Source organism: Roseateles sp. GW821-FHT09B06 (assembly GCF_059418245.1).
Window position 1 is genome coordinate 137,231 of record NZ_JBWKPM010000010.1, and the last position, 26,570, is coordinate 163,800.

The window sequence follows — 26,570 nt, forward strand, 5'->3', positions numbered from 1 at the left end:
ACAGGTTCTAGCTGAGTCCGCGCAGCTCCCGCAGGGCCACCGACAGCATCGCCGCGTCCGGCGCCGGCACCGCGCGCAGCTCGCCGAGCAGCTGCTCGGCGCGCTCGATCGTGCGGCCGTTGCTGGCCTGCCAGGCCTCGACCAGGGCGCTCGGCGAGTCGGCCTCGTCGCTGCCGCCGGCCAGCACCGCGCTGGTGATCGAGCGCTGCAGGCCCCACAGATCGTCCAGCATCGCGCCCTTGGCGAGCATCTGCCAATGCTGGTCGCCCGGCAGCGCGGCGATCTTGTCGCGCAGCCAGGGCATGCCCAGGCGATTGGCCAGATCGAAATAGATCGCGGCCACCAGCTCGACCGGCCAGCGCGCGCCGCCGGCGATCTCGGCGATGTCCAGGGTCGCGTACAGCGTGCCGAAGGTCACCACGCGCTCGGCCAGCGCCGCCGGCACGCCGCCCGCCACATACTGGGCCGCCGCGGCGTCGACGCGCGCGCGCTCGTCGACATCGAGCAGCTGCGGCAGCCGCGCGGCGAGCTTCTCGACGTTCGAGGTGAAATGCTCGATCGTGGCCCCCATGTCGTCGGCCAGCCGGCGCGAGCGCAGGAACCACTTGGTGCCGCGTTCGAGCTGGCGGCTGGTGTCGATCAGCATCAGCGACTGCATCTCGTCGGCCACCTTGTTGTCGAGCGACTCGATGGCCTGCCACAGGCTCACCATGCCGAAGATCTCGCGGCTCAGCAGATAGGCGCGCACGATCTCGAAGGCGCGCGCGCCGGTGGTCTCGAGCAGGCGGTGCACGAAGGTGCTGCCGACCCGGTTGATCATGCTGTTGGTCACATGGGTGGCGATGATCTCGCGGCGCAGCGGGTGGCGCGGCATGTAGGCGCTGAAACGCTCCTGCAGCAGCGCCGGGAAGTAGCGCGCCAGCGCGGTCGAGACCCAGGGGTCGTCGGGCAGCGGCGAGTCGAGCAGCTCGTCGTAGAGCCAGATCTTGCTGTAGGCCAGCAGCACGGCGCGCTCCGGGCTGGTCAGGCCGAGGCCCTTGCCGCGCCGCTCGGCGATCTCCTCGTCGGCGGGCAGGAACTCGATCCTGCGGTTCAGGCGCCCGCTCTTCTCGAGGAACTGCATGAAGCGCGCCTGGGCGTCGAGCAGCTGCGGCGCGATGCGGCCGGTGACCGACAGCACCTGGGTCTGGAAGACGTTGTCGCGCAGCACCAGGGCGGCCACGTCGTCGGTCATCTCGGGTAGCAGGCCGTTGCGCTGCTTGTCGGTCAGCTCGCCGTCGCCGGCGGCCAGGCCCAGCAGGATCTTGATATTGACCTCATGGTCCGAGGTGTCGACGCCGGCCGAGTTGTCGATCGCGTCGGTGTTGATGCGGCCGCCGGCCAGCGCGTACTCGATGCGACCGAGCTGGGTGCAGCCGAGGTTGCCGCCCTCGGCGAACACCTTGCAGCGCAGTTCGCCGCCGTTGACCCGCAGGCCGTCGTTGGCGCGGTCGCCGACCTGCGCATGGCTCTCGCCGGCCGCCTTCACATAGGTGCCGATGCCGCCGTTGTAGATCAGGTCGACCGGCGCCTTCAGGATCGCGTTGACCAGCTCCGTCGGCGTCAGCGCCGCCGCCGCGATGCCCAGCGCGCGCTGCACCTCGGGCGTGATCGGGATCGACTTGGCGCTGCGCGCATGCACGCCGCCGCCGGCCGAGATCAGCGCGGCGTCGTAGTCGGCCCAGGACGAACGCGGCAGCCGGAACAGGCGCTCGCGCTCGGCGAAGGCCTGCTCGGCGTCGGGCTGCGGGTCGAGGAAGATGTGGCGGTGGTCGAAGGCGGCCAGCAGCTGGATATGGCGCGACAGCAGCATGCCGTTGCCGAACACATCGCCCGACATGTCGCCGATGCCGGCCACCGTGAAGGCGCTGCTCTGCGTGTCGCGGCCCATCTCGCGGAAATGGCGCTTGACCGATTCCCAGGCGCCGCGCGCGGTGATGCCCATGGCCTTGTGGTCGTAGCCGATCGAGCCGCCGGAGGCGAAGGCGTCGCCGAGCCAGAAGCCGTATTCCTTGCTGATCGCGTTGGCATAGTCGGAGAAGGTCGCCGTGCCCTTGTCGGCGGCGACGACCAGGTAGGGATCGTCCGGGTCGTGGCGCCGCACCTGCGGCGGCGGCTGGATCGCGTCGCCGACGCGGTTGTCGCTCAGGTCGAGCAGGCCGCGCAGATAGTCCTGGTAGCAGGCCACGCCCTCCTTCATGAAGGCCTCGCGCTCGCTGGCCGGCGGCGCCTGCTTCAGCACGAAGCCGCCCTTGGAGCCGACCGGCACGATGACGGTGTTCTTGACCATCTGCGCCTTCACCAGGCCCAGCACCTCGGTGCGGAAATCCTCCGGCCGGTCCGACCAGCGCAGCCCGCCGCGCGCCACCCGTCCGCCGCGTAGGTGCACGCCCTCGAAGCGCGGCGAGTAGACGAAGATCTCGAACATCGGCTTGGGCTCCGGCAGGCCCGGCACCTTGGCCGCGTCGAACTTGAAGGACAGGAACTCGCGCCGGCGCCAGAAGTTGGTGCGCAGGGTCGCGCGCATCAGGGCCAGGTATTGCCGCAGCACCCGGTCTTCGGACAGATTGGCCACCTGCTCGAGCGCGGTCTCGATCGCCGCCGCCTGCGCTGCCGCGTCGGCCGCCGCGTCGGCCGCGGGATCGAAGCGCAGCTCGAACAGCCGCACCAGCTGGCGCGCGATGCCGGCATGCGCGACCAGGGTGGCCTCGATGAAGTTCTGCGACAGCGCGAAGCCGATCTGGCGCATGTACTTCGCATAGGCGCGCAGCACCACGATCTGCTCGGCCGTCAGGCGCGCCGCGACGACCAGGCGGTTGAAGTCGTCGTTCTCGACCGCGCCGCGCAGCACCGCGCCGAAGGCCTGCTCGAACACCTGGTGCAGCGCATCGACCTCGAGCTCGCCGGTGCCGGCGCTGGCCAGCAGGCCGAAGTCGTGGATCCAGATCGGTGCCGAGTCCTGCGGTGCGATGCGGTAGGAATGCTCGTCGAGCACCTTCATGCCCATATGCTCGAGCATCGGCAGGCTGGTCGACAGGATCAGCGGCTCGCCGCGGCGCAGCAGCTTGAAGCGCAGGCTGCCGGGCGGCGCCTCGAGTGGGCGGTACAGGCTCATGCCCAGCGGCGCGCCGTCGCTCAGGCCGGCCATCAGCTCGACATCGGGCACCGCGGCGCGCGCCTCGAACTGCTCGCGGTAGCCGGCCGGGAAGGCGCCGCCGAAGCGGCGCAACAGCTGGATGCCGCGCGCCTCGCCCAGCGCGTCGACCAGCGCGGTCTGCAGCTCGTCGTCCCAGCGCCGCGCGGCCAGCACCAGGCGCGCCTCCAGCTCGCGCACATCGAAGCCCGGGATGGACCCCGGCTGGGTGCGCACCATGATCTGGATGCGCGCCAGCACCGATTCCGACAGGTGCACATTGAATTCCGAGTTGTTGCCGTTGAAGGCCTGCACCAGGATCTCCTGCCATTTCTGGCGCAGCTCGGTCGTGTAATGCTCGCGCGGCGCGTAAATCAGGCAGGACATGAAGCGCTCGAAGGGGTCGCGTCGCACGAACAGGCGGAAGCGCTGGCGCTCGCCCAGGTGCAGGATGCCGACGGCGGTCTGCAGCAGCTCGTCGGGGCCGATCTGGAACAGCTCGTCGCGCGGATAGGTCTCGAGGATGTTGACCAGGGCCTTGCCGGCGTGGCTGCCCGGCGCCAGGCCGGCACGCGCCACCACGTCGGCCACCTTGCGCCGCAGCAGCGGGATGTCGGCCGGGTTGGCGCTGTAGGCGGTCGAGGTGAAGAGGCCCAGGAAGCGGTCTTCGCCGCAGACCTGGCCGTCGGCGGCGAAGCGCTTGACCGCCACATAGTCCAGATAGCCGGGCCGGTGCACGGTGGAGCGCGCGGTCGATTTCGTCACCACCAGCAGCTCGGGCCGGCGCACCTGCGCACGCACCTCGGGCGGCAGCGCGGCGAAGGCGGCCACCGCGTCGAGCGCGGTGCGCTCGCGCAGGATGCCCAGGGCCGAATCGGCCACCACGTTCAGGGCGTCCTGGCCGTCGATGCAGGCGAGCTCGTGGCGGCGGCAGCCGAGGAAGGTGAAATGGTTGTCGGCCAGCCAGTGCAGGAAGGCCTGGCCCTCGGCCAGCTCCTCGGCCGCCAGCGGCGGCGCGCTGCGGCGCTGGGCCTCGATGAGGTCGAGCACGCGCTGCCGCATGGCCTGCCAGTCGCCCACCGCCAGGCGCACGTCGCCGAGCACCCGGGCGATGTCGGCGGCCAGCGCGTCGAGCCGCTGCGGCTCGGGCACGCGGTCGACCTCCACATGGATGAAGGATTCGCGGGCGCCGCCGTTGGCCTGGCCGGCCAGGCCGCGCAGCGTGCCGTCGGCCGCGCGCTCCACCGCGACCAGCGGATGGATGATCAGGTGCAGGGTCAGGCCGTTGCGGTTGACCTCCATCGTCACCGAATCGACCAGGAAGGGCATGTCGTCGTTGACGATCTCGATCACGGTATGGGTGGACTGCCAGCCATGCTCGGCGATCGTCGGGTTGAACACCCGCACCCGCGGATGGCCGGGCTCGCGCTTGCCGGCAAAGCTCCAGTGCGACAGCGCGGCACCGTACAGATCGGCCACCTGCCGCTCGGCCAGTTCCTCGGGGTCGACCTGCCCGAAATAGCTGCGCACGAAGTCGACCAGCGTTTCGCGCTGATCGGCGACCACTTTGCTGCGCACGAGCTTGCCGACCTCGTCCAGGCGCTCGCCGCGCAGGCTTGTTGGATTCTTTTCGTTCAGCACGATGGGGTCTCCTGTCCGGTCGCCGGGCGATCCTGCTCCAATCCCGGCCGGGCCGCAAGGGCGGGAGCACCGGTGCGCCGGAACTGGCCGCGCCGGCGCGGGGCGAGCGATCCTGCTAGGGCCCATTGCCGTAGTGTTAACAGGCCCTAGGCGCTTCTACGCGCCGGCAGCCGCCGCGTCTCGCCCACCGCCAGCACGAAGAACTCCTCCTCCGCCAGGCCCAGCGCCAGGCGCTGCGCGGCCAGCGCGCGCGGCGGTTCGTCGAGCGCCTCGTCGCTCAGCTCGAAGGTGCCCCAGTGCACGCCCAGCGAGCGCTTGGCGCCGAGATCCCGGTGGATCTTCAGGGCCTCCTCGACATTGACATGCTGGACCTGCATGAACCAGCGCGGCTCGTAGGCGCCCAGCGGCAGCAGCGCGAGGTCGAAGCCGCCGCCCAGCGCCGCCGTCTGGCGCGGCGCGAAGCGCTCGCGCATGTCCAGGAAATCGCGTGAATAGCCGGTGTCGCCGGCATAGAAGAGATGGCAGTCGGGCGCGAACAGCGCGAAGCCGCCCCACAGCGTGCTCATCCGGTCGTTCAGGCCGCGCGCCGACCAATGCTGGGCCGGCACCAGATGCACCTCCAGCGCGCCCAGCGCATGCGACTGCCACCAGTCCAGCTCGAGCACCCGCGCGATGCCGCGCCGCCGGAACCAGTCGCCCAGGCCCAGCGGCACGACGAACAGCGGCCCCGCGCAAGCGGCCGTGCCGCCCGGCTGCGCGGCCAGGGCCAGCACCGAGGCCTCGTCCAGATGGTCGTAGTGGTTGTGCGAGATCAGCACCAGATCGATGGCCGGCAGCTGCGCGGCGCTCAGCCCCGGCGGCTGCTGGCGCTTCGGCCCGACAAAGCCCAGCGGCGAGGCGCGCTCCGAGAAGATCGGGTCGGTCAGCACGTTCAGCCCGCCCAGCTGGGCCAGCGCGGTGGCATGGCCGATCCAGGTGATGCTGGGTTGCATGGCCGCGCCGGCGCGCGCGTTGGCATGCAGAAAATCCAGCTCGGGCGCCACCTGGGGCGTGGGCGCCCGGGGCCGCGGCGGCAGTCCCTCGCGCGCGGCCCGCCAGCGCCAGCGCAGCAGCTCGGCCAGGCTCTTGGGCTCGAAGGCCGTGTAGTTGTTCTGGAAACCGCCTGGGCGGTGGTGGGGCGGCTTGCCCTGCGCTGATGGTCGGCTCATCGGTGCGCAGCTTAGCGCGCGAGGCCCGACGGCGCTCACGCCGTCGGGCCCCGCCGCGCCGCTTCGCTCAGCGCGGTGCCGGCGCGGTGGCCCGGCCCAGGTTCTCTTCGATCTCACCGGGCTTTTGCAGACCGCGGCCGATCAGCGCCTTCAGGCGGTTCTGGGCGGCGGGGCGCTGCACGGAGTTGATGAATGCGTCCCAGCCCGGCTGCATCTCGGCCTCGGGCGGCAGGCTGGCCAGGTCGATGAGCCGCTTCGTGTCGGCGATCGCCTGCCGGTCGAACGAGGCGATGCGCCGGGCCAGCGTATCGACGAAGGCATCGAGTTCGGCATCGGGCAGCGTCCGGTTGACATAGCCGTAGCGTTCGGCGATGTCGCCGTTGATGTCGTCCGAGCCGAGCAGGATCTCCATCGCGCGGCCACGGCCCACCAGGCGCGGCAGGCGCGCCATCGGGCCGCCGCCGGGCACGAAGCCGACGCTCACCTCCCACTGCGAGAGCACCGCCTTCTCGCGGCTGGCGAAGCGCATGTCGGCGGCCAGCACCAGCTCGCTGCCGATGCCGGTGGCCCGGCCGCGGATGGAGGCGATGGACACGACGGGCAGCTTGCTCAGGCGGACCATGAAGTCCGGCACCGGGTGCATGCCGGTCGGGCCCGCGGCCATCGAGGTGGATTTCTCCAGCGGGGTCAGCAGGTCGTAATGGGCCGAGAAATAGCCCGGCACGCTGCTGTCGAAGACCACGACCTGCACGCGCTTGTCGGCCTCGATCTGTTCGAGGATGCCCACCAGCTCGCGCACCTCGTCGGGGCCGATGATGTTCAGCGGCGGGTTGGCGAGCGTGACCTTCCAGTAGGCCTCGCTGACGCGGGTCAGGCGGACCTTGGCCGCCGCCTGCGGCGCGGCGGCCGTCGCCGGGGCCGCGGTGCGGGCGGCCGGTGCGGGGTCGGCGGCGAAGGCGGTGGGGGTGAAGCTGCCAGCGGCCGAGATCAGCAGCGCGCCGGCAAGGATGCGGAACTTGGTGTGCATGAGGATTCTCCAATCATGGGAAGGGCGAGCCGACCGGCGACGCTGGCCGATCGGGCGGGCCGGATGCCTGAAGGCGACGAGGGTTGGCGACGCGGGGTGGCCGCGTGCGTCACCACTTGCCGGCGCTCATGCCCCCGTCCACGGGCAGCACGATGCCGGTCGTGAAGCCGGCGTCGCCCAGGTACAGGACCGCGTCGACGATTTCCTGCGTGCTGCCGATGCGGCCCGCCGGCTGCAGCGTGTTGAGGAAGCCATGCATGTCCTTGGTGTACAGCGGCGTGTCGACGATGCCCGGGGCCACGGCCGTCACCTGCACGTTGTGCGGCGCCAGTTCCAGCGCCAGCGCCTTTGTGGCCTGGTTGATGCCGCCCTTGATCAGCACCGGCAGCACGGCCGGCACGCCCTGGATCGGCTGCGATGCGAGGCTCGCGGTGATGCTGATGATGTGGCCCGACTTGCGCTCGACCATGTGGCGGGCGGCGGCCTGCGACGGATAGACGAAGCCCTTCAGATTGGTGTTCACCAGGGCTTCCAGCTCGTCCGGCGTGTAGTCGACGAAGGGCTTGGCGTTGAAGATGCCGGCGTTGTTGATCAGCACGTCGACCTGGCCGAAGCGCTCGATGGCACGCTGGACCAGCGCGGCGCCGACGGCCGGGTCGGCGATGTCGCCGGCGACGCCCAGGAAGTTGGCCGGCGAGCCCAGCGAGGCGGCGGCCTGCTGCAGGCGTTCGGCGCTGCGGGCGTTGCCGACCACGTTGTCGCCGCGCTGGAGGTAGGCGCGGGCCAGCGCCAGGCCGATGCCGCTGGAAGCGCCGGTGATGACGATGGTCTTGGCTTGAGTCTTCATGCTGACGTCCTTTCGAGGGTTGGAGCGGAGCGTTCATCGCTCGGCATGCCTCTAATCTAGTTGTTCCATTGAATTACTCAATTGATGCTGAAATCAATTCAACAAATACATGAAGTAATAAATAGGAGCTGGACTGTGGAAGGACTCAGCTGAAGGTCGCGCGTCGGCGATGGCTGCAGTCGGGGCCATGCCGACCCGGACGACGGGCTCGCCGGACCGACGCCGACTCGCCACGGGCGTCGCCCGGGTCATTGCCGGGAGCGTGCGGCGGACGCTCCCGGACGCTCGGTTTTGGCCCGCCCCGACGGGGGCGAGACCTCGGTGGCCGCTGGGGGGGCCGTACGTCAGCGCTGCGGACCAGGGGCATCCGACGAACTGGCGACGCTGTCCTCCAAGGGCTGCTGGACGGCGCTGGCATAGCGATGCGGGAAGCGCTCCCTGAGCGTCAGCGACGAGTTGTTGAGGGTCAGGCTGCCGGTGCGGGTCGCCTCGGCGAGCTCGGCCTGGACCTGGGCGCGGGTCTTGCCGGGCCCCGCCAGCACGGGGGGGTACAGGTCGGGACGAGTTTCGTTGCGCTTCAGCGAGGATTCGCCCTCGCTGATATCGCCCGTACGGATGGCCTCCGCCAGCGCCGCCCTGACCTGATCGCGGCTCTTGCCCGCGGCCGCGGGCGCCTGCGGGTAGCGCTGCGGCTGCCGCTCGTTGAGCTTGAGGGACGATTCACCGACGCTGATGTCGCCGGTGCGGATCGCCTCGGCGAGTTCGGCCTTCACCTGGGCGCGCGTCTTGGCGGGTTCCGCTGCCATGGCTTGTGCACCGACGAGGGCCAGGAGCAGGAGTGAGGGCAATCGAAGCAGTTTCATGATGATGATGACTTTCACGGCAGAGGCGTTGCAGGGTGGGGGACTTGGCCGCAGCGCGAAGCCTCGACGGCGAATGCCTGCGGTGCGGTGTCGTGAATTGCAACGCCCCCGCGTATCTCCGGTGTGTCGAGCGCGGCGGCTTTCGCAACGTTCTGTAGCCCCGGGGCGGGACCGCAAACACGGCCATACAAAAAGGCTCTTTGCGCGTTGATTCGTGATCTCCCAGCCTGGCCTTGATCGCCTCTGCGAGGACCGCGCCGCGAGATCTCGCTTCGCGCCAGGGTGCCGCCCGGCTTTGTATTGCAAGGTGTCCGGCGGCGGGGCGGATACGCAGGCAGGCCAATCGACGACCTGGATGAAACACCCGGGATACGAACGGGCGTTTGAATCAAGGTCACCGCGGCGCAGGCGCCAAAGACGCAAGCGTCCCAGGTGCGCGCCGGCAATTCAGACCCCCTTACTCCCACGAAAGGACGCCATCATCATGAAGCTGTTCACCACCGCCTCGATCCTCCTGGTTGCCCTCACCGGTGCGCAGGCCATGGCCGAAACCGGCAAGACGCGCGAGCAGGTCAGGGCCGAACTCGCCGAGGCCGTGCGCACCGGCAACATCCTCGACGCCGGGGAGTCCGGCCTCAAGCTCAACGAGCGCTATCCGCATCTCTATCCCAAGACCGCCGCGGCGCCCCAGAAGACGCGCGGGCAGGTGACGCAGGAACTCGCGGAAGCCATCCGGACCGGCGACATCAGCGTCGGTGAATCATCCCTCAAGCTCAACGAGATCCGCCCCGACCTGTATCCGCGCGTGGCCACGGGATTCGGCAAGACGCGCGAGCAGGTCAAGGCCGAACTCGCCGAGGCGGTCCGCACGGGCGAGAAGATCGCCGACGGCGAATCCGCGCTCAAGCTCAAGGATCTCTATCCCGGAAGCTACCGCTCGGTGAGCGGGACGGGCGACGCCTTGGCGGAGCGCAGCGCCCGCTAAGGCGGCGCGCCGCGGCGGGCGCCCGCCCGCCGCATCCCCGGTTCGGCCGTCCGACCCCGCCCGCTGCCGCGCCGCAAGCGCGGCAGGCGTCTCGATGGCGAGCGGCTCAGTCCAGCCGGAAATCGCTCAGGTCGATCGAGACCAGCAGCAGATCATGCACCGGTTGCAGCTGGGGCCCGCGCAGGTAGGCCCGGCGCCGGCTCGGAAACTTGAGCCCGTCCCGGTCCACGATGTCGTGAACATATTGCGCGGCGCCGAAGCCCCCGGCGACATCGACCTGATAGTCATGGCGACGCAACAGAAAGTCGGGGCCGAAGTAGAAGTCCTGCACCGTGCTGTGGCTGGCGACATGCTCCGGAAAGCGCACCCGCAGGCCGCGCCACGGCTCGCCCCCCTCGTTCCAAGCCTCGATCTCGGCGAGCTCGAAGCCGGGCATGGCCATGAAGAAGGGCGTGGTCAGATAGGTCCACAGCGCGTAGCCGTTGAAGTACGCACGGTGCAGCGGATCCCAGGGTGTGTTCATGCCATGCCCCTCGAACGACGCTCGCGGGTGCAGGCGCTCCTGGACGATCTCGCCATCGACGGTTTCGATCGCCACGCGCTGGGCCGTGAAGGCGGTGCGCCACTCCGGCTTGCCAAAGGGCGCCACCGAAGCACGCTGTTCGTGCAATGACACCCGCATCGTGCGCGGCGCCGGATCCTGGATCAGGCCCTTCATGGCCCAGAGCCCGCCGCCCGTCACGATCGTGGTGCTCAGGGTGCTGTGCCGCTTCCAGCGCTCCAGTCCTCCGTGAGCGTCGATGACCTGGGCCAGGAACTCGTTCATGGTGATCTCCTTCGCGTGAGAGGGGAGCCGGTACCCCGCGCCCGGCGATGCGTTCGGCCGCCGAGTGGCCAGGACACACTTTAGGAATCGCGACGCGATATGGGAAGTCGCCGGGGCCGAACAACGAGGGCCGGGCCCGCTCCAGGGTAATCACGGACGGCGGTTTGAGCGCAAAGTTCTACGATGACCAGATAAATTCAACGACATCGGAGACAAGCCCGTGGCATCGCCGAGCCTGGCCGAAACGCGCCTCGACGCGCGTCTGCAGCCGAACAGCAGCCTGTCCGACCGCCTCGCCGCCCTGCTGGCCGCGCAGGTGCAGGAGGGCGCGCTTGCGCCGGGCGACCGCCTGCCCACCGAGCAGCAGCTCTCCGAGCGCCATGGCGTGTCGCGCACCGTGGTGCGCGAGGCCGTGCACCGCCTCAAGTCCCAGGGGCTGCTGATCTCGCGCCAGGGCTCGGGCGTCTACGTGGCGCCCCCCGCGGCACACCGGCCGCTGGCCTTCGACCCCGCGGTGCTGGAGTCGCGCGAGGCCGTGGTCCAGGTGGTCGAGGTGCGGCGCGCGCTGGAGGGCGAGATCGCGGCGCTGGCCGCGCAGCGCGCCACGCGCAGCCAGATCGCCGCGCTGCGCCGGGCCCTGCAGGCCATCGAGGATGCGGTGGCGGCCGGCGGCGACGGGGTTGAGCAGGACATGGCCCTGCATCGCGCCATCGCCGAGGCCACCGGCAACCCGCAGTTCGGCCGTCTGCTGGGATTCCTGGAGCAGTACCTGCGCGAGGCGATGCGCGTGACGCGCAGCAACGAGGCGCGCCACCAGGCCTTCGCGGCCGCGGTGCGCGAGGAGCACCGCGCGCTGGTCGAGGCCATCGCCGCCCACGATGCCGAAACGGCGCGCCGCATCGCCACCGGCCATATGGCCGAGGCGGCGCAGCGCCTGGTGGAGGGCGGCTTCCTGCCGGCCGGCGGGCGGAGCAAGGTACGAGCATGACGAATCACGGAGGCGTTGACAGCAAATGGGTTTGAAGCTCTTGATCACCGGCGGTGCCGGCTTTCTGGGGGCGCGTCTGGCGCGCACGCTGCTGGCGCGCGGCGAGCTGGGCGGCGAGCGTCTCGACTACCTGGTACTGGCCGATCTGTTTCCGCCGCCGCCCGATCTGCTGGCCGACGCCCGCGTGCAGGCGCTGACGGGCGCGCTGCTGGAGCAGGCCCCGGCCCTGGGCGGCCAGGGTTTCGACGGTGTGTTCCACCTGGCCTCGGCCGTGTCGGCCGAATGCGAACGGGACTTCGAGCTGGGCCTGGCCTCCAACCTGGACACGACGCGCGCGCTGCTCGATGCGCTGCGCGCGCAGACGCAGCGGCCTGCCAGGCTGGTGTTCGCCAGCTCGGTCGCGGTGTTCGGCGCCGACCCGGCGCTGCCGCTGCCCGCCGTGGTGCGCGACGACACCCTGCCGACGCCGCAGTCCTCTTACGGCATCCACAAGTTCGTCTGCGAGCAGCTGGTGGCCGACTACACGCGCAAGGGCTATATCGACGGCCGCAGCGCGCGGCTGATGACGGTGGCGGTGCGGCCGGGCCGGCCCAATGGCGCGGCCTCGGGCTTCCTGTCGGGCATCGTGCGCGAGCCGCTGGCCGGGCTGGACGCCGTCTGCCCGGTGGCGCCGGAAACGACGGTGGCGCTGGCCTCGCCGGCCGCCACCATCGAGGGGCTGATCCGGGTCTACGAGGCCAGCCGCGAGGATTTCGGCGGCCGCACCGCGCTGAACCTGCCGGCGCTGACGGTGAGCGTGCGGCAGATGCTGGATGCGCTGGCCGAGGTGGCCGGGCCCGAGGCCGTGGCGCGCGTGCGCTTCGAGCCCGATGCGGCGGTGGCGCGCATTGTCGGCGGCTGGCCGGCGCGCTTCGAGTCGCGGCGCGTGGCGCGCCTGGATCTGGCTGCCGATGCCGACTTCAAGAGCATCGTGCTGCAGTACCTGCGCGACAACCCCGATGCGATCAAGGTGCCGCTGCGGCCCTGAGATGTTGTTCAGTCTTTTCCTCTTTCCTTCACGACAACGGAGACAAGCCATGATGATGAAGACGACGAAGCCGAAGAAATCCGCATACCGGATCGCGGCGCTGGCCCTGCTGACCCTGGCCGGCGGCGCGGCCTCGGCCCAGACCGTGCTGAAGATCGGCTATGCCACCAGCAAGGAATCGCATTACGGCGTCGGCTCCACCGCGTTCTGCGACGAGGTGGAGAAGGGCACGCAGGGCCGCTACAAGTGCCAGCAATTCCCCAGCTCGGCGCTGGGCGGCGAGCGCGAGCAGATCGAGGCGGTGCAGCTGGGCACCCAGGACCTGACCAACACCTCGACCGGCCCGCTGGGCAACTTCCTGCCCGACGTCAAGCTGTTCGACATCCCCTTCCTGTTCCGCGACTACGCGCATGCGCGCCACACGATGGATGGGGCCATCGGCCAGGACGTGCTGAAGAAGCTGCAGGGCAAGGGCCTGGTCGGCCTGGCCTGGACCGAGAACGGCTTCCGCCACATGACCAACAACAAGCATCCGATCGTCAAGCCTGAGGACGCCAAGGGCCTGAAGCTGCGCACGATGGAGAACAAGATCCATATGGAGGGCTACAAGACCTTCGGCCTGCTGCCCACGCCGATGGCCTTCCCCGAGCTGTTCGGTGCGCTGCAGCAGGGCACGGTGGACGGCCAGGAGAACCCCATCCCGGTGATCCTGAGCTCCAAGTTCTCCCAGGTGCAGAAGCACCTGTCGCTGACCGGCCATGTCTATTCGCCGGCCGTGCTGCTGCTCTCGCCGGTGGTCTGGAACAAGCTCTCCGACGCCGACAAGAAGGTCTTCGTTGACGCCGCCGCCAAGGGCGCGGCCGCCCAGCGCAAGAAGGTCAACGACGACGAGGCCAGCGGCATCGCCCAGCTGCGCAAGGACGGCATGCAGGTGGTCGAGAAGGTCGATGGCGAGGCTTTCCGCAAGGCCGTGACGCCGGCCTACGCGAACTTCGCCAAGGAGTTCGGGGCCGACAAGATCGCCGCCGTCCAGGCGGTGAAGTGATGACGACGAGCTGACCTGTCGCGCCGGTGCGTCCCGATGAACGCGGGCGCGCCGGCGCAGGAGCCTTGCTGCATGAAGACCTTCGAGAAGTATTTCCTGGCGGCGAATCGCTGGGCGCTGATCCTGCTGCTGGCGGCGATGGCGCTGATCATCTTTGCCAATGTCGCGCTGCGCTACCTGACCAATGAATCGATCGAATGGGCCGAGGAAGTGGCCCGCCACATGATGATCTGGCTGACCTTCCTGGGCGCCGGGCCGGTGCTGCGCTACGGCGGCCATATCGCGGTCGACAACCTGCAGGACAGCCTGCCGCGGCCGCTGGCGGTGCTGCTGCGCTGGGCCATCGCCCTGCTGCTGCTGGGCTTCTTCGGCTTCATGATCTGGTACGGCATGCTCTACCTGGAGCGCACCCAGTACCAGACCACCGCGGCCACGCAGATCTCCTTTGCCTGGATCTACGCGGCCATGCCGGTCGGCGGGCTGCTGCTGGTCGTGCACTGGCTGCTGATCGTGCGCGGCTATCTGAGCGAACGCCTGTTCGCGGCCGATGCGCATTTCGACGCGAACGCGAGTGCCTCCCTATGAAGACTTTGTCATTGCAGGCCGGGACCGAGCACCGGGCCGCTCCCAAGCCGGCCCGCGCCAGCTGCGAGACGCAGCTGGCACTCCGCCCGTCCCTGCTCGCGCAGGCGAGCAGGGAGCCGCGGGCATCGGCCTCCCCCGGGGGCCGGCCTATGTATCCATCGGCCGAGGGGCTTCTATGAGTGCGAGTCTGATTCTCCTGCTGAGCGCCTGCGCCTTCCTCGCCATCGGCGTGCCGGTCGCGTTCGCGCTGGGCCTGTCCACCCTGACGGCGCTGGTCCTCGGCACCAGCTTCCCGCTGTTCGTGCTGCTGAAGGAGACCTTCACCGGCATCGACAGCTTCCCGTTGATGGCCGTGCCCTTCTTCATCCTGGCGGCCGAGCTGATGAGCGGCGGCTCGCTGACCGAGGTGCTCTTGCGCTTCGCCAGCCAGTTCGTCGGCCACAAGCGCGGCGGCCTGGGCTATACGAACGTGGTCGGCCTGACCTTCTTCTCGGGCATCTCCGGCTCGGCGCTGGCCGATGCGGCGGGGCCGGGCTCGATGATGATCAAGATGATGGACAAGGCCGGCTACGACCGCGCCTATGCGGCGGCGCTGACCGCGGCGACCGCCATCGTCGGACCCATCATCCCGCCCTCGATCATCATGATCATCTACGCGCTGCAGGACGAGAGCGTGTCGGTGGGCGCGCTGTTCGTCGCCGGCCTGCTGCCGGGCCTGTTGATCGCGGTGGGCATGAGCTTCGTCAACTGGCGGGTCTCGACCGCGCGCAACTACCGCGGCGACGGCGAGCATCCCGGCTGGCGCGAGATCCTCGCCACCAGCATCAAGGCCTTCCCGGCCCTGCTGCTGCCGGTGCTGATCCTGGGCGGCATGCGCGCCGGCTGGTTCACGCCCACCGAGGCCTCGGTGGTGGCGGTGTTCTACGCGCTGGTCTGCGGCAAATGGATCTACCGCACGCTGGAATGGCAGGCGCTGCCGGACATCCTGGCGCGCTCGGCCCTGTTGACCGCCTCGGTGCTGATCATCATCGGCCTCTCGGCCGCCTTTGCCTGGGTGCTGACCATCGAGGGCCTGCCGCAGCACCTGGCCGAATGGATGGCGGCGCAGAACTTCTCGCCGGTCACCTTCCTGCTGGCCGTCAACATCTTCCTGCTGCTGTTCGGCATCTTCATCGAGCCGCTGCCGGGCGTGATGGTGCTGGTGCCGATCCTGGCGCCGGTGGCGGCCAAGGTGGGCGTCGAGCCGGTGCATTTCGCGATGGTGGTGATCTTCAACCTGACCCTGGGCATGATCACGCCGCCGGTGGGCGGGCTGCTGTTCGTCACCTCCAACGTCTCGCGCGTGCCGCTGGGCGCGCTGGTGCGCGAGCTCAAGCCCTTCCTGTGGGCGCATGGCGCGATCCTGATGATCATCACCTTCATCCCGGCGCTGAGCACCTGGCTGCCGCACCAGTTGGGCTTCAAATGACCCACCCCCTACGGCCTGCGGCCACCCCCTCAAGGGGGCGAGCCCGATGGACCGGCGGAGCCGGATCCGCGGGCTCTGCTCGGTTGAATGCCGTGCGAATGCGAATGGAGTATCGAAATGGCTGTGCCTGCACAATCAAATTTCATCGACGCTGAGGCCTGCGCCGCCGCCTCGGGCCGCACCCTCGAGGTGCTGGATCCCTCGGACGGCCAGGTCTTCACGACCCTGCCGCGCAGCGATGCGCGCGACGTGGACGCGGCGGTGGCCGCGGCGCGGCGCGCCTTCCACGGCCCCTGGGGCCGCGCCACCGCCACCGAGCGCGGCCGCGTGCTGAGCCGGCTCTCGGCCCTGATCGCCGAGCACCATGCCGAGCTGGCCGCGCTGGAATGCCGCGACACCGGCAAGCCGCTGCCCCAGGCGCAGGCCGACATCACGGCCTGCGCGCGCTACTTCGAGTACTACGGCGGTGCGGCCGACAAGCTGCATGGCGAGAGCATCCCCTACGCGGCCGGCAGCACCGTGATCGCCATGCGCGTGCCGCATGGCGTGACCGGCCACATCATTCCCTGGAACTACCCGGCGCAGATCTTCGGCCGCTCGATCGGCGGCGCGCTGGCGGCCGGCAATGCCTGCGTGGTCAAGCCGGCCGAGGACGCCTGCCTGACGCCGCTGCGCATCAGCGCGCTGGCGCTCGAGGCCGGCCTGCCGGCGGGCGCGCTGAACATGGTCTGCGGCTTGGGGCTGGAGGCCGGCGCCGCGCTGGCCGCGCACCCGGACCTGAATCACATTTCCTTCACCGGTTCGGCGGCCACCGGCACCGCGGTGGCCCAGGCCGCCGCGGTCAACCATCTGCCGGTGACCCTGGAGCTGGGCGGCAAATCGCCGCAGCTGCTGTTCGCCGATGCCGATCTGGACAAGGCCCTGCCGGTGGTCGTCAATGCCATCGTGCAGAATGCCGGCCAGACCTGCGCGGCCGGCAGCCGCGTGCTGATAGCGCGCGCGATCTACGCCGAGGTGATGGACAAGCTGAAGGCGCGCTTCGAGGCCCTGCTGACCGGTCCGGGCGCGCGCGGCCTGGACTGCGGTCCGCTGATCAACCGCCGCCAGCTCGACCGCGTCACGGCCATGATCGAGGCCGGACTGGCCGATGGCATCAAGGTCGCGGCGCGCGCGCGGCTGGTGGCCGATGCGCCGGCCGGCGGCTTCTACTTCCCGCCGCTGCTGCTGGACGATGTGCCGTCCGCGCATGCGATCGCGCAGCAGGAGGTGTTCGGCCCGGTGCTGGCCGCCTTTGCCTTCGACGACGAGGATGAGGCCGTCTCGCTGGCCAACGGCACGCCCTATGGCCTGACCGCCGCCGTGTGGACGCGCGACGGCGGCCGCCAGCTGCGCTGCGCCCAGCGCATCGAGGCCGGCCAGGTCTTCGTCAACAACTACGGCGCCGGCGGCGGCATCGAGCTGCCGTTCGGCGGCATGAAGCATTCGGGCTACGGGCGCGAGAAGGCCTTCGAGGGCCTGCGCGGCTTCACGACCATCAAGACCATTGCCATCTCGCATGGCTGAGGAGTTCAACGCATGAGTGAGAACAGCAAGAACCTGCAGGACCGCGTGGCCATCGTTACCGGCGCCGGCGGCGGCTTCGGCGAGGGCATCGCCAAGCTTTTCGCCGCGCGCGGCGCCAAGGTCGTGGTGGCCGATCTGCGGCTGGAGGCCGCACAGGGCGTGGCCGCGGCGATCCGCGACGCCGGCGGCGAGGCGATCGCCGTGCATGCCGACGTGACCAAGAACGACTCGGTCGGTGCGATGGTGGCCGCCGCCGTCGACAAATACGGCCGGCTCGACATCCTCGTGAACAACGCCGGCACCACGCACAAGAACCAGCCGATGCTGGAGGTGGACGAGGCCACCTTCGACCGCGTCTACCAGACCAACGTCAAGAGCATCTACCTGGGCGCCGTCCACGCGGTGCCGCAGTTCCGCAGGCAGGCGAAGGAGCAGGGGCGCCGTGGCGGCGTGATCGTCAACATCGCCTCCACCGCCGGCGTGCGGCCGCGGCCCGGGCTGAGCTGGTACAACGGCAGCAAGGGCGCCGCGATCAACCTGACCAAGGGCATGGCCGTCGAGCTGGCGCCCGAGGGCATCCGCGTCTGCGCGGTCAACCCGGTGATGGGCGCGACCGGCCTGATCCAGGACTTCCTGCCCGGCGAGGACAGCGAGGAGACCCGCGCCAAGATCGTCGCGACCATTCCGATGGGCCGGCTCTCCACCGCGCTGGACATCGCCCGCGCCACCGCCTTCCTGGCGAGCGACGAGGCCGAGTTCATCACCGGCGTGGCGCTGGAGGTGGACGGCGGGCGCTGCATCTAGGAAGGAGGGCGTGCGGCGGGCGCCGGGCCCGGTCGGGCGTCGTGCCGGGGAGGGGGCATCGTCAAACGGCGGATGCGCGCATTTCAGGGCGCCTCCGCCGTATGACCTGCTAGGCACGCAGCGATCTGAACCCCGCGCGCAGCTCTTGCGAGAAGAGCTTTGGCTGCTCCCAGGCCGCGAAGTGGCCCCCTTTGGCGACCTTGTTGTAGTGGATGAGATTCGGATAGGCCCGCTCCGTCCAGCTCCGCGGCGCTTCATATTGCTCGCCGGGAAACACGCTCACGGCCACCGGAATGGACACGCCCTTCGCATTGAAGAAGCCGCCCTTGTATTCCCAGTAGAGGCGGGACGAGGAGACCCCCGTCTTCGTCAGCCAGTACAAGGTGATGTTGTCGAGGATCTCGTCACGCGTCAGTTCCCCCGTGGCGCTCGCGGTCCGGTTCAGGGCCGAGGCGACCGCGGCGGCCGGCTGGCCGCCGGCATCGTTGTGGTCGAGCAGCCAGGCGGCCAGGCCGACCGGGGAGTCCGCGATGCCGTACAGGGTCTGCGGGCGCGTTGCCATCAGCCTGGCGTAGTCGACCTCCTTGAAGGTCCTCACCAGCTGGTCGTAGGCACGCCGTTCTTCGGCCGAGAGTCCGGGCGGCGCCGGTTCGCCGCGGCCGAGCGCCTTGTCGACGTCCGCCGGGACGACCCCAGGCATGTTGGTGTGGATGCCGAGCAGGCCCGCGGGCGCCTGCAGGCCCATCTGGTCGACGACGAACGCCCCCCAGTCGCCGCCCTGGGCCACGTAGCGGGTGTAGCCGAGGCGCTGCATCAGCTCCGCCCACGCCCGGCCCATGCGCTCGGGGCCCCAGCCGGTGCCCGTGGGCTTGCCGGAGAAGCCGTAGCCGGGCATCGACGGGATCACCACATGGAAGGCGTCCGATGCGCTGGCGCCATGGGCCGTCGGGTTGATCAGCGGATCGATGATCTTCAGCTGCTCGATGATCGAGCCCGGCCATCCGTGGTTGATGACGAGCGGCATCGCATCTTCGTGCTTCGAGCGGACGTGGATGAAATGGATGTCCAGGCCATCGATCTCGGTCACGAATTGCGGCAGCGCGTTCAGCTTCGCCTCGACCTTGCGCCAGTCGTAGTCGGTCGCCCAATGGCGCGCGAGGGCCTGCATCGTGGCGAGCGGCACGCCTTGCGACGAATCGGGAACCGTCTCCCGCTCGGGCCAGCTCGTCGCCCGGATGCGCCTGCGCATCTCGGCGAGGTCCGCGTCCGGGAAATGCACGCGAAACGGACGAATGGCGGCGCGGGCGCCGCCTGCCGGCGGGGCCGTGGTGGCCATGGCGCGGCCACTCTGCGCCAGACCGAACACTCCGAGCGATCCTGCGGCAACGCTTGCCGCTGCGGCGGCGGAAAAGCGCCGGCGGTTGAAGTCGGGGGAATCATTCATAACAAAACTCCATGTCAACTGATGAGGGGGCGTCGCAGAGGCCGCTTATGCCGGCCGCGGCTCACCGGACTGCTCGCGCACGATGTACTCGGCGTACCAGGCCGGCCAGTTCTCATCGTGCTCGCCGCCATTGCGCTTCTCGTGCTCGCCATGCGCAGCCGCCGCGCGCCGCAGCGCGGCTGCGAGGTCGGCCGATGAGGCGAATGTCGTGTCCGCATCCACGCGTCCGGGCAATCGTGCGGTGACTTCCTGCAACAGCCAGCTGTTGCCATCCGGGTCGCTGAACGTGGCGTACGAGGAATAGGTCTGCCGCTGCGGATGCGGGCCGCTCTGAGCGGGTTCCCCGACGCCACGGTGGAACACTTCGCTCACGTCGACGCCGTGTGCGACGAGTTCGGCGCGCGCTGCCTCGACGTCGGACACGACGAGATAGAGTCCGCGCGCCGATCCCGGCACGGCCGACGTGACTCCCGTGCCGAAGTGGATCGAACAAGACGAGCCCGGAGGCGTGAACTGCAGGACACGGAACGCGTCGCCCTTGGGAAAGTCGGCGTCGAGCTTCCAGCCCAGGCCGGCGTAGAAGCGCTTGGCGCGATCCACGTCCGAAACGGGGATGACGACAACTTCGAGCTTCATGTCATTGGTGGCAATGGTCTTCACAATGGAACTCCGTTCAAAGAGATGGGATGGGTGCGAACGGGACGATAGGAGCAAAGACCGCGCGGATAAATCAAGCGCCGAGGGCCGCTGTGTTTCACTCCTCGGGACAATCGAGATCGGCGCACGAGTCATCGACGGCTCCGCAGATGGGCCGTCTCGGCGTTCTTGTCTTCGAGGAGCCGATCGGATCGATCGGTCGTGGCAGCGACCGAGCGAGCGGCAGTCACGCCCCGGGTTCAACGGCCGGTGTCTTGAACGCTGCGTTCCCCGGCGGCCACCTGTCGCGCCGGTGATGCCTCGAGCGTGCGGGCGAAAAGCTCGGCCGCCCAGTCGATGAACACGCGCACCTTGGCGCTGAGGTGGCGGTTGGGTGGGTAGACGACATACAGAGGCCAGGCGCCTGCGGACCATTCCGGCAGGACGACCTGCAGCGTGCCGGCGGCCAGGTGGGGCGCCGCCATGAACGGGGCGGTCCGAGCCAGCCCCAAGCCCGCCAGCCCGGCCGCCAGCATGGCGCCGGTGTCGTTCACGGCGATGGCCGGCCTGGCGTTGACCTCATGACGCTCGTCGCCACGCTGCAGCACGAAGGTGAAGTGCCCGCCGCCGTGCGAGAAGTAGGTGATGGCGCGGTGGCGATCCTCGAGTTCCAACGGGTGCCGTGGGACGCCGAAGCGCTTCAAGTACGAAGGGGCAGCGCACACGATGCGGCGGATCTCGCCGAGGCGGCGGGCCACGAGGGACTCATCCGTCACATCGCCTGCACGAAGCGCGCAGTCGACGTTCTCGGCGACGAGATCCACGGGCCTGTCGCTGCCTCCGATGTCCACCTGGATGTCGGGATAGCGCGCGCAGAAGTCCCCCAGCGCGGGAATGATGATGTAGTTCGCAATCGCCGACGGGGCGTCGATGCGCAACCTTCCTCTCGGGTTCACCTTGGCGTGGGACATGCTCGACTCGAGCTCTTCGATCTCGTCGAGCAGGCGCACGGCCCGGTCGTAGTAGGCGCCGCCGTCTACCGTGACGCTGACTCGCCGCGTGGTGCGGTTGAGCAGCAGCGTCTTGAGCTCGCCCTCCAGCGACTGCACCAGGCGTGTCACTTGAGTCTTCGGCACGTCGAGGGAGTCGGCGGCCTTGGTGAAGGTGCCGGCTTCGACGACCCGCACGAAGGCCTTCATCGCGCTCAACTTGTCCATGGTCGGTCCTCTGTCCGGGCGCCGGGCCGGTCGGCCTCGATTGTCCTGAGGATTGAAACGCTGCGAATGCCGTAGCAGGATTTATTCGCGAGGCCTTTGATCCTATCGTTTTGATGCACGCTTTTCTACAAGGAGTCCACCATGACAGCAGTTCACTACGACGCACGCAAGACTGCGCTCCTCTTCGTCGACCCCTACAACGACTTCCTCTCCGAGGGCGGCAAGCTCTGGCCCCTCATCAAGCCGATTGCCGAGGAAGTCAAGCTGCTGGACAATCTGCGCGCGATCCAGAGCGCGGTTCGCGCGGCCGGCATCCAGAAGATCATCGTCCCGCATCGACGCTGGCAACCCGGCGACTACGAATGCTGGTGCCACCCGAGCCCGACACAGCGTCTGCTGATGACACGCAAGACCTTCTCCAAGGGCGAGTGGGGCGGGGAATGGCATCCGGACTTCGCGCCCAAGGACAAGGACATCGTCGTGGGCGAGCACTGGGGATCCAGCGGCTTCGCCAATACGGACCTGGACTTCCAACTCAAGCAGCACGGCATCTCCCACGTGATCGTCGTGGGGCTGCTGGCCAACACCTGCATCGAGACCACCGCACGCTATGCGCAGGAGCTCGGCTATCACGTGACGCTCGTCAGGGACGCCACGGCCGCATTCAAGCGAGAAATGATGCATGCCGCCCACGAGTTGAACGGCCCGACCTATGCGCACAGCATCGTCGACACCAGCGAGCTCCTGGAGGCGCTGCGGTGAGGCCGCGGCGACTGAGTTGATTTGGAGATCGCAGCGGCGCTGAGCAAGCATCCGCTCGTCAACGCCGTCGCCTGCACCGGTTCGGAAGCCGGAGGCATGGCCCTGTATCTCGCACCGCACGGTCCAGGGAAGAGCAGCTTCCGCCCACCTGCGCGCTGCAACGCGGCGAGGAGCGCTGCGCCGTCAACGCGAGGTGGAGCATCGCCGTGAGCGCCCCCGTCGCCGTCCTGGCAATCGGGCGGGCCGGCCTGGACCTCGCTCGAACCGCCGTGGCCATGGCTGCTCCACACCGCGGACACGCCGATTCGCGATCGGCTGCGCCGGGCGCGATCTCGCTGCCCATCCCGCGCACGCGGCTGCGGGCGAGGGCGATGCCGACCACCGGCGCTTGTGCAAGGCGCAAGCTGATGCCGGTCCAGGATGGCGCCGGTTGCGCCGGGGCGGCCGGACGCGCGGCGCCGCAGACATCCCCGTGGGCCGGGCGGAAGTCGGGATCGGCGCTGTCGAAGACGAGCGCCTTGATAGGTCTGAGATGCCCGCAGGTGAACGGGGCCGGAGCAGCCACTGTGTCTCAACGGCCGGCACGATCGTGGCATCGGCCGATCCGGCGTGAACGCAACGCGGCGTTTCGCGGGGGACGCTTTTTCGGCGCGCAGTCCGCACCTAGATTTCGGGCATCGATCAGCAAGGAGCCCTCCATCATGTCAAGCGTGCCGGCCCCGGTGTCCGCGGCCAATCCCCCCGGTGTTTCGTCGCGGCTGGTCGGACTGATGGCCCTGGGCTGCGCGCTGGCGGTCTCGACCATCTACTACCACCAGCCGCTGCTCTCACAGGTGGGGGCATCGTTCGGGGCGACGCCGGCGCAGGTCGGCCTCATCGCCATGCTCACGCAGTTGGGCTACGCAGCCGGCCTGCTGTTCCTCGTGCCGCTCGCCGACCGCTGCCAGCCGCGCGTGCTCGCCGCGCTGGCCGTCTGCGCGAACGCCGTCGCACTGCTTGCCTGCGCGGCGGCGCCCACGCTCGCGATGCTGATCGCGTGCAGTTTCGCGGTCGGGGTGACGGCCGTCACCGGACAGATCATCATTCCCGCCATCTCCGGGCAGGCCGATCCTTCGGCTCGGGGGCGCATCGCGGGCACGCTGCTGAGCGGGCTCTCGACTGGCCTGCTGCTGGCCCGCACCGTCAGTGGCTTCATCGGCGCGCGCTGGGGCTGGCGCCCGGTCTTCGCGCTCGCGTCGCTGGCCGACCTCGCCCTGCTGGTCATCGTCATCCGACACCTGCCCGTGATGACCGGCCTCACGACGACTCGCTACGGCCAGCTGCTTCGCTCGCTGGGTGTGCTGGTGCGCGAAGAAGTCCTGTTGCGCTTCTCGGCGGCCACCGGATTCCTGATGTTCGGGGCCTTCAGTGCGTTGTGGGCCAGCATTGCCGGATTGCTGGCGCGGCCGCCGTACCAGTACGGGCCCGCCGCCATCGGTGCGTTCGGGCTCGCCGCGTCGATCGGTATTGCGCTGTCCCCGCGCATCGGAGCGCTGGTCGATCGTGTCGGCGCCCGCAACATGGTTCTCGCGGGCGCAATCGCCATCGCGGCGGGCTTCGCGTTCGTCGCGGTTGCGGCGCACAGCCTGGTCTGGCTGATCGTCGGCATGGTGCTGCTCGATCTCGGCAACCGTGCCGGCCTGGTCGGCAACCAGGCACGAATCTTCGCACTGCGCCCCGAGGCGCGCAGCCGGCTCAACACGGTCTTCGTCGGGTCTTGCTTCCTCGGCGCCTCCGCCGGTGCCGCCCTGGGAGGCTACGGCGCGCAACACGCCGCATGGCTGGGCCTCGCGATCGCCGGCGTGCTGCTCTCGATGGCTGCCGTTGCCGTAAATGCGTTCTCACCAAAAGAGTCGAACCGCCAGACCGACGCTTAGGTGCCATCTCAATCCGTTCTGAAAGGAACCATCCCATGAAGACAAATCGAATCATCGCGGCCACGGCGTCGCTCGCCGGAAGCGGGCCGCAGCTCATCCAGGTGCGTGTCGGCTCCGCCCCGGGCGCGGAGGTCGCCGATGTTCCCGAAGGCACGCTGATCGAACCATGAAAACCACGAAAACCATGAAGACCTTGTCGCGCCGCGAACTGCTCATTGGAACCACGGCAATGGGTTCGCTGTCCATGTTGCTGCCGGTGCAGGCGGCGGCACGAGCCGTCGGCTCCGCGGCCTCCGATGCGGTCCGGCCGTTCCGTGCCCATGTTCCGCAAGCGGCGCTCGTGGATCTGCGCCGGCGTCTCGCGGCGACGCGTTGGCCCGACGCGGAAACGCTCGACGGGCGCTCGCAGGGGGTGCAGCTCGCGGCGCTTCAGGCGCTCGTGCACCATTGGCGCACGGGCTACGACTGGCGCAAGGGCGAAGCCCGACTCAATGCCCTGCCGCAGTTCCTCACGAACATCGACGGCCTGGACATTCACTTCCTCCATGTGCGCTCCCGTCATCCCGATGCGATGCCGCTCGTGATGACGCACGGCTGGCCCGGCTCGGTCTTCGAACTGCTGAAGGTCATCGGCCCGCTGACCGACCCCACCGCGCATGGAGGCAGCGCCGAAGACGCTTTCCACCTGGTGCTTCCCTCGATACCCGGGTTCGGTTTCTCCGAGAAACCAAGGGGAACGGGCTGGAACCCCGATCGCATCGCACGCGCATGGGACGTTCTGATGAAGCGCCTCGGCTACGCGCGCTACGTGTCGCAAGGCGGCGACTGGGGCGCCATCATCTGCGACGCCATGGGACGCCAGGCGCCTGCGGGCCTGTTGGGCATGCACGTCAACAGGGTCGAGCGATCGGCGACGCTTCCGCCCGACGTCGCGAAGGCGCTGCGCAGCGGCGAGCCCGCACCGACCGGACTGAACGCGGAAGAGCGGGCCGTGTTCGACGAGGCGCGCGAGTTCCTCGGCAAGGGCCTCGGCTACGCCGCGATCATGGGGACGCGCCCTCAGACCATCGGTTACGGCCTCGCCGACTCGCCGGTCGCCCTGGCGGCGTGGATCTACGACAAGTTGGCCGACTGGGTGTTCACGCGCGGCGAACCGGAGCGCGCTCTCACGCGTGACGAGATCCTCGACGACATCACGCTCTACTGGCTGACGAACTCTGGCACCTCGAGCGGGCGCATCTATTGGGAGAGCAGCGCCCCCAGCACCGCGAGCATCGCCATCCCGGTGGCGGTGACGATCTTTCCCGGCGAGGTGTACAGGCCGCCGAGGAGCTGGGTCGAGCGGAGCTATCGCAATCTCGTCTACTACCACCGTGTCGACAAGGGCGGCCACTTTGCCGCCTGGGAAGAGCCGCAGCTGTTCAGCGACGAACTGCGAGCCGCCTTCCGCCCGCTGCGCTGAACCTTCCGCGCAGGCGCGGCCGTGCCCGCCGCCTCCTCAGCCGAAGGTGAAGGCATAGGCCTGGGCGCCGGGGTCGAGGAATTCGATCTCGAACAGGCGCTCGCGCGGGCCGCCCTGCTGGCGCACCAGCTGGTAGAGCCGCTGCGCGTCGATGCTGCCCTGGCCCTGCGCGTCGGTGTCGGCGCCATGGTCCGCCAGCGGCGGCTGGCCGTCCACCAGCACGCGGAAGCGCACCGGCTTGCCGTCGGGCCCCGGGCCCAGCACCAGGTGCAGGTCGCGCGCATGGAAGCGGTAGGCGATGCGGCCGCCGGCGCGCTGCAGCACGGCACGCTCCGCGTCCACGGTCCAGCTGCCGCCCAGCGCCCATTGGTCGTTGCGCAGCGGCGCGGCGGGCAGGGCGTAGACCTGCGGCCGGTCGGCCCGCAGGCCCGAGGGCGAGGCGAAACCGCTGGCGCGCGCATGGCCCAGATAGGTCTCGCCCGAACGCGCCGGCTGCGCCGCCGGCGGCGCCTCGACGCCGCGGCCCTGCGGCGCCACCAGCCCGGCGGGCATGCCGTCGCTGCGGCCGGCCTCGGCCAGCAGATGCTGGATCACGCGCTCCGCCTCCTCGTAGCCGCCCTCGCCGAACTGCTGGTGGCGCAGGCGTCCCTGCGCGTCGATGAAATACAGCGCGGGCCAGTAGCGGTTGTCGAAGGCGCGCCAGATCTTGTAGTCGCTGTCGAGCGCGACCGGGAAGCCGATGCGCAGATCCTGCACCGCGCGCTTCACATGGGCCGGCTGCTTCTCGAAGGCGAACTCGGGCGTGTGCACGCCCAGCACCACCAGGCCCGCGCGCTCGTACTTCTCGGCCCAGGCGCGCACATAGGGGAGGGCGCGCAGGCAGTTGATGCAGGAATAGGTCCAGAAGTCGACCAGCACCACCTTGCCGCGCAGGCTGTCGGCGCTGGGCGGCGCGGCGCTGTTGATCCAGCCGGTGGCGCCGCTCAGCCCGGACAGCAGGCTGCGCGCCGCGGCCGGGGCGGCCGGCGCGGCCGGCGCGAGCGTGGCGGCGGCCGCCTCGGGCAGCAGCGTGACGGGCTTGGGC

The 26,570-nt window shown here is 69.5% G+C and carries 22 protein-coding genes; 12 read left to right on the top strand and 10 right to left on the bottom strand.

From position 1 onward, the window contains the following. Positions 1 to 7: 7 nt before the first annotated feature. The 5 genes from AC07OQ_RS11510 to AC07OQ_RS11530 form a co-directional block, all read right to left on the bottom strand. Positions 8 to 4,813 (bottom strand): NAD-glutamate dehydrogenase, encoded by a 4,806-nt coding sequence (locus AC07OQ_RS11510; RefSeq protein WP_495053260.1) that lies wholly within the window; start codon positions 4,811 to 4,813, stop codon positions 8 to 10. Positions 4,814 to 4,959: 146 nt separating this feature from the next. Next, positions 4,960 to 6,021: an MBL fold metallo-hydrolase gene (locus AC07OQ_RS11515; protein WP_495053261.1), complete on the bottom strand. Its 1,062-nt coding sequence runs from the start codon at positions 6,019 to 6,021 to the stop codon at positions 4,960 to 4,962. A 67-nt stretch (positions 6,022 to 6,088) separates the two neighbouring features. Beyond that, positions 6,089 to 7,048 (bottom strand): enoyl-CoA hydratase/isomerase family protein, encoded by a 960-nt coding sequence (locus AC07OQ_RS11520; RefSeq protein WP_495053262.1) that lies wholly within the window; start codon positions 7,046 to 7,048, stop codon positions 6,089 to 6,091. Between the two features lie 109 nt (positions 7,049 to 7,157). Continuing rightward, positions 7,158 to 7,895, bottom strand: coding sequence for an SDR family NAD(P)-dependent oxidoreductase (locus AC07OQ_RS11525; protein WP_495053263.1), 738 nt, complete (start codon positions 7,893 to 7,895; stop codon positions 7,158 to 7,160). A gap of 344 nt (positions 7,896 to 8,239) precedes the next feature. Continuing rightward, on the bottom strand, positions 8,240 to 8,776 hold the full coding sequence (locus AC07OQ_RS11530) for a DUF4148 domain-containing protein (RefSeq protein WP_495053264.1): 537 nt from the start codon (positions 8,774 to 8,776) through the stop codon (positions 8,240 to 8,242). 466 nt (positions 8,777 to 9,242) lie between these two features. Here AC07OQ_RS11530 and AC07OQ_RS11535 point away from each other — a divergent pair, with 466 nt between their 5' ends. Next, the gene (locus AC07OQ_RS11535; RefSeq protein WP_495053265.1) at positions 9,243 to 9,743 is read left to right on the top strand and encodes a DUF4148 domain-containing protein; all 501 of its coding nucleotides are present in this window, start codon (positions 9,243 to 9,245) and stop codon (positions 9,741 to 9,743) included. Between the two features lie 106 nt (positions 9,744 to 9,849). Here AC07OQ_RS11535 and AC07OQ_RS11540 read toward each other — a convergent pair whose 3' ends face one another. Then, on the bottom strand, positions 9,850 to 10,569 hold the full coding sequence (locus tag AC07OQ_RS11540) for a hypothetical protein (protein ID WP_495053266.1): 720 nt from the start codon (positions 10,567 to 10,569) through the stop codon (positions 9,850 to 9,852). A gap of 220 nt (positions 10,570 to 10,789) precedes the next feature. Here AC07OQ_RS11540 and AC07OQ_RS11545 point away from each other — a divergent pair, with 220 nt between their 5' ends. The 7 genes from AC07OQ_RS11545 to AC07OQ_RS11575 all read left to right on the top strand — a co-directional run bounded on the left by AC07OQ_RS11545 (position 10,790) and on the right by AC07OQ_RS11575 (position 18,049). Next, positions 10,790 to 11,557 (top strand): FadR/GntR family transcriptional regulator, encoded by a 768-nt coding sequence (locus tag AC07OQ_RS11545; RefSeq protein ID WP_495053267.1) that lies wholly within the window; start codon positions 10,790 to 10,792, stop codon positions 11,555 to 11,557. Between the two features lie 31 nt (positions 11,558 to 11,588). Further along, a complete protein-coding gene (gene denD / locus AC07OQ_RS11550; RefSeq protein ID WP_495053268.1) occupies positions 11,589 to 12,584 on the top strand; it encodes a D-erythronate dehydrogenase in 996 nt (331 codons plus the stop codon). A gap of 49 nt (positions 12,585 to 12,633) precedes the next feature. Next, positions 12,634 to 13,629, top strand: a complete 996-nt coding sequence (locus AC07OQ_RS11555) for a TRAP transporter substrate-binding protein (RefSeq protein ID WP_495053269.1) — start codon at positions 12,634 to 12,636, stop codon at positions 13,627 to 13,629. 72 nt (positions 13,630 to 13,701) lie between these two features. Then, on the top strand, positions 13,702 to 14,214 hold the full coding sequence (locus AC07OQ_RS11560; RefSeq protein ID WP_495053270.1) for a TRAP transporter small permease: 513 nt from the start codon (positions 13,702 to 13,704) through the stop codon (positions 14,212 to 14,214). Positions 14,215 to 14,389: 175 nt separating this feature from the next. Next, entirely contained in the window at positions 14,390 to 15,682 is a 1,293-nt protein-coding gene (locus AC07OQ_RS11565) for a TRAP transporter large permease (RefSeq protein WP_495053271.1), read from the top strand. A 123-nt stretch (positions 15,683 to 15,805) separates the two neighbouring features. Further along, complete coding sequence (locus tag AC07OQ_RS11570; RefSeq protein ID WP_495053285.1) at positions 15,806 to 17,245, top strand: aldehyde dehydrogenase family protein; 1,440 nt, start codon at positions 15,806 to 15,808, stop codon at positions 17,243 to 17,245. A gap of 12 nt (positions 17,246 to 17,257) precedes the next feature. After that, entirely contained in the window at positions 17,258 to 18,049 is a 792-nt protein-coding gene (locus tag AC07OQ_RS11575) for an SDR family oxidoreductase (protein ID WP_495053272.1), read from the top strand. 109 nt (positions 18,050 to 18,158) lie between these two features. Here AC07OQ_RS11575 and AC07OQ_RS11580 read toward each other — a convergent pair whose 3' ends face one another. The 3 genes from AC07OQ_RS11580 to AC07OQ_RS11590 all read right to left on the bottom strand — a co-directional run bounded on the left by AC07OQ_RS11580 (position 18,159) and on the right by AC07OQ_RS11590 (position 21,346). Beyond that, entirely contained in the window at positions 18,159 to 19,493 is a 1,335-nt protein-coding gene (locus AC07OQ_RS11580; protein WP_495053273.1) for an epoxide hydrolase family protein, read from the bottom strand. Positions 19,494 to 19,538: 45 nt separating this feature from the next. Further along, positions 19,539 to 20,153, bottom strand: coding sequence for a VOC family protein (locus AC07OQ_RS11585; RefSeq protein ID WP_495053274.1), 615 nt, complete (start codon positions 20,151 to 20,153; stop codon positions 19,539 to 19,541). A gap of 236 nt (positions 20,154 to 20,389) precedes the next feature. Then, a complete protein-coding gene (locus AC07OQ_RS11590) occupies positions 20,390 to 21,346 on the bottom strand; it encodes a LysR family transcriptional regulator (protein WP_495053275.1) in 957 nt (318 codons plus the stop codon). A 141-nt stretch (positions 21,347 to 21,487) separates the two neighbouring features. Here AC07OQ_RS11590 and AC07OQ_RS11595 point away from each other — a divergent pair, with 141 nt between their 5' ends. The 4 genes from AC07OQ_RS11595 (at position 21,488) to AC07OQ_RS11610 (ending at position 25,486) form a co-directional block, all read left to right on the top strand. Then, positions 21,488 to 22,108 carry a cysteine hydrolase family protein gene (locus AC07OQ_RS11595; RefSeq protein ID WP_495053276.1) on the top strand — a complete coding sequence of 207 codons (621 nt, stop codon included), beginning with the start codon at positions 21,488 to 21,490 and terminating at the stop codon, positions 22,106 to 22,108. A 701-nt stretch (positions 22,109 to 22,809) separates the two neighbouring features. Beyond that, on the top strand, positions 22,810 to 24,024 hold the full coding sequence (locus AC07OQ_RS11600; protein WP_495053277.1) for an MFS transporter: 1,215 nt from the start codon (positions 22,810 to 22,812) through the stop codon (positions 24,022 to 24,024). Positions 24,025 to 24,059: 35 nt separating this feature from the next. Next, positions 24,060 to 24,194, top strand: a complete 135-nt coding sequence (locus tag AC07OQ_RS11605; protein ID WP_495053278.1) for a hypothetical protein — start codon at positions 24,060 to 24,062, stop codon at positions 24,192 to 24,194. Next, on the top strand, positions 24,191 to 25,486 hold the full coding sequence (locus tag AC07OQ_RS11610; protein WP_495053279.1) for an epoxide hydrolase family protein: 1,296 nt from the start codon (positions 24,191 to 24,193) through the stop codon (positions 25,484 to 25,486). The genes AC07OQ_RS11605 and AC07OQ_RS11610 overlap by 4 nt, the downstream gene beginning before the upstream one ends. Positions 25,487 to 25,522: 36 nt before the next feature. Here the strand turns inward: AC07OQ_RS11610 and AC07OQ_RS11615 are convergent. Further along, a partial coding sequence (locus AC07OQ_RS11615) for a thioredoxin family protein (RefSeq protein WP_495053280.1) occupies positions 25,523 to 26,570 on the bottom strand: 1,048 nt, incomplete at its 5' end.

Bases quoted from the DNA above. Each gene is read 5' to 3' on its own strand.
- AC07OQ_RS11515 (WP_495053261.1), bottom strand. From the start codon at position 6,021: ATGAGCCGACCATCAGCGCAGGGCAAGCCGCCCCACCACCGCCCAGGC.
- AC07OQ_RS11520 (WP_495053262.1), bottom strand. From the start codon at position 7,048: ATGCACACCAAGTTCCGCATCCTTGCCGGCGCGCTGCTGATCTCGGCC.
- AC07OQ_RS11525 (WP_495053263.1), bottom strand. From the start codon at position 7,895: ATGAAGACTCAAGCCAAGACCATCGTCATCACCGGCGCTTCCAGCGGC.
- AC07OQ_RS11535 (WP_495053265.1), top strand. From the start codon at position 9,243: ATGAAGCTGTTCACCACCGCCTCGATCCTCCTGGTTGCCCTCACCGGT.
- AC07OQ_RS11540 (WP_495053266.1), bottom strand. From the start codon at position 10,569: ATGAACGAGTTCCTGGCCCAGGTCATCGACGCTCACGGAGGACTGGAG.
- AC07OQ_RS11555 (WP_495053269.1), top strand. From the start codon at position 12,634: ATGATGATGAAGACGACGAAGCCGAAGAAATCCGCATACCGGATCGCG.
- AC07OQ_RS11560 (WP_495053270.1), top strand. From the start codon at position 13,702: ATGAAGACCTTCGAGAAGTATTTCCTGGCGGCGAATCGCTGGGCGCTG.
- AC07OQ_RS11565 (WP_495053271.1), top strand. From the start codon at position 14,390: ATGAGTGCGAGTCTGATTCTCCTGCTGAGCGCCTGCGCCTTCCTCGCC.
- AC07OQ_RS11575 (WP_495053272.1), top strand. From the start codon at position 17,258: ATGAGTGAGAACAGCAAGAACCTGCAGGACCGCGTGGCCATCGTTACC.
- AC07OQ_RS11580 (WP_495053273.1), bottom strand. From the start codon at position 19,493: ATGAATGATTCCCCCGACTTCAACCGCCGGCGCTTTTCCGCCGCCGCA.
- AC07OQ_RS11590 (WP_495053275.1), bottom strand. From the start codon at position 21,346: ATGGACAAGTTGAGCGCGATGAAGGCCTTCGTGCGGGTCGTCGAAGCC.
- AC07OQ_RS11595 (WP_495053276.1), top strand. From the start codon at position 21,488: ATGACAGCAGTTCACTACGACGCACGCAAGACTGCGCTCCTCTTCGTC.
- AC07OQ_RS11600 (WP_495053277.1), top strand. From the start codon at position 22,810: ATGTCAAGCGTGCCGGCCCCGGTGTCCGCGGCCAATCCCCCCGGTGTT.
- AC07OQ_RS11605 (WP_495053278.1), top strand. From the start codon at position 24,060: ATGAAGACAAATCGAATCATCGCGGCCACGGCGTCGCTCGCCGGAAGC.
- AC07OQ_RS11610 (WP_495053279.1), top strand. From the start codon at position 24,191: ATGAAAACCACGAAAACCATGAAGACCTTGTCGCGCCGCGAACTGCTC.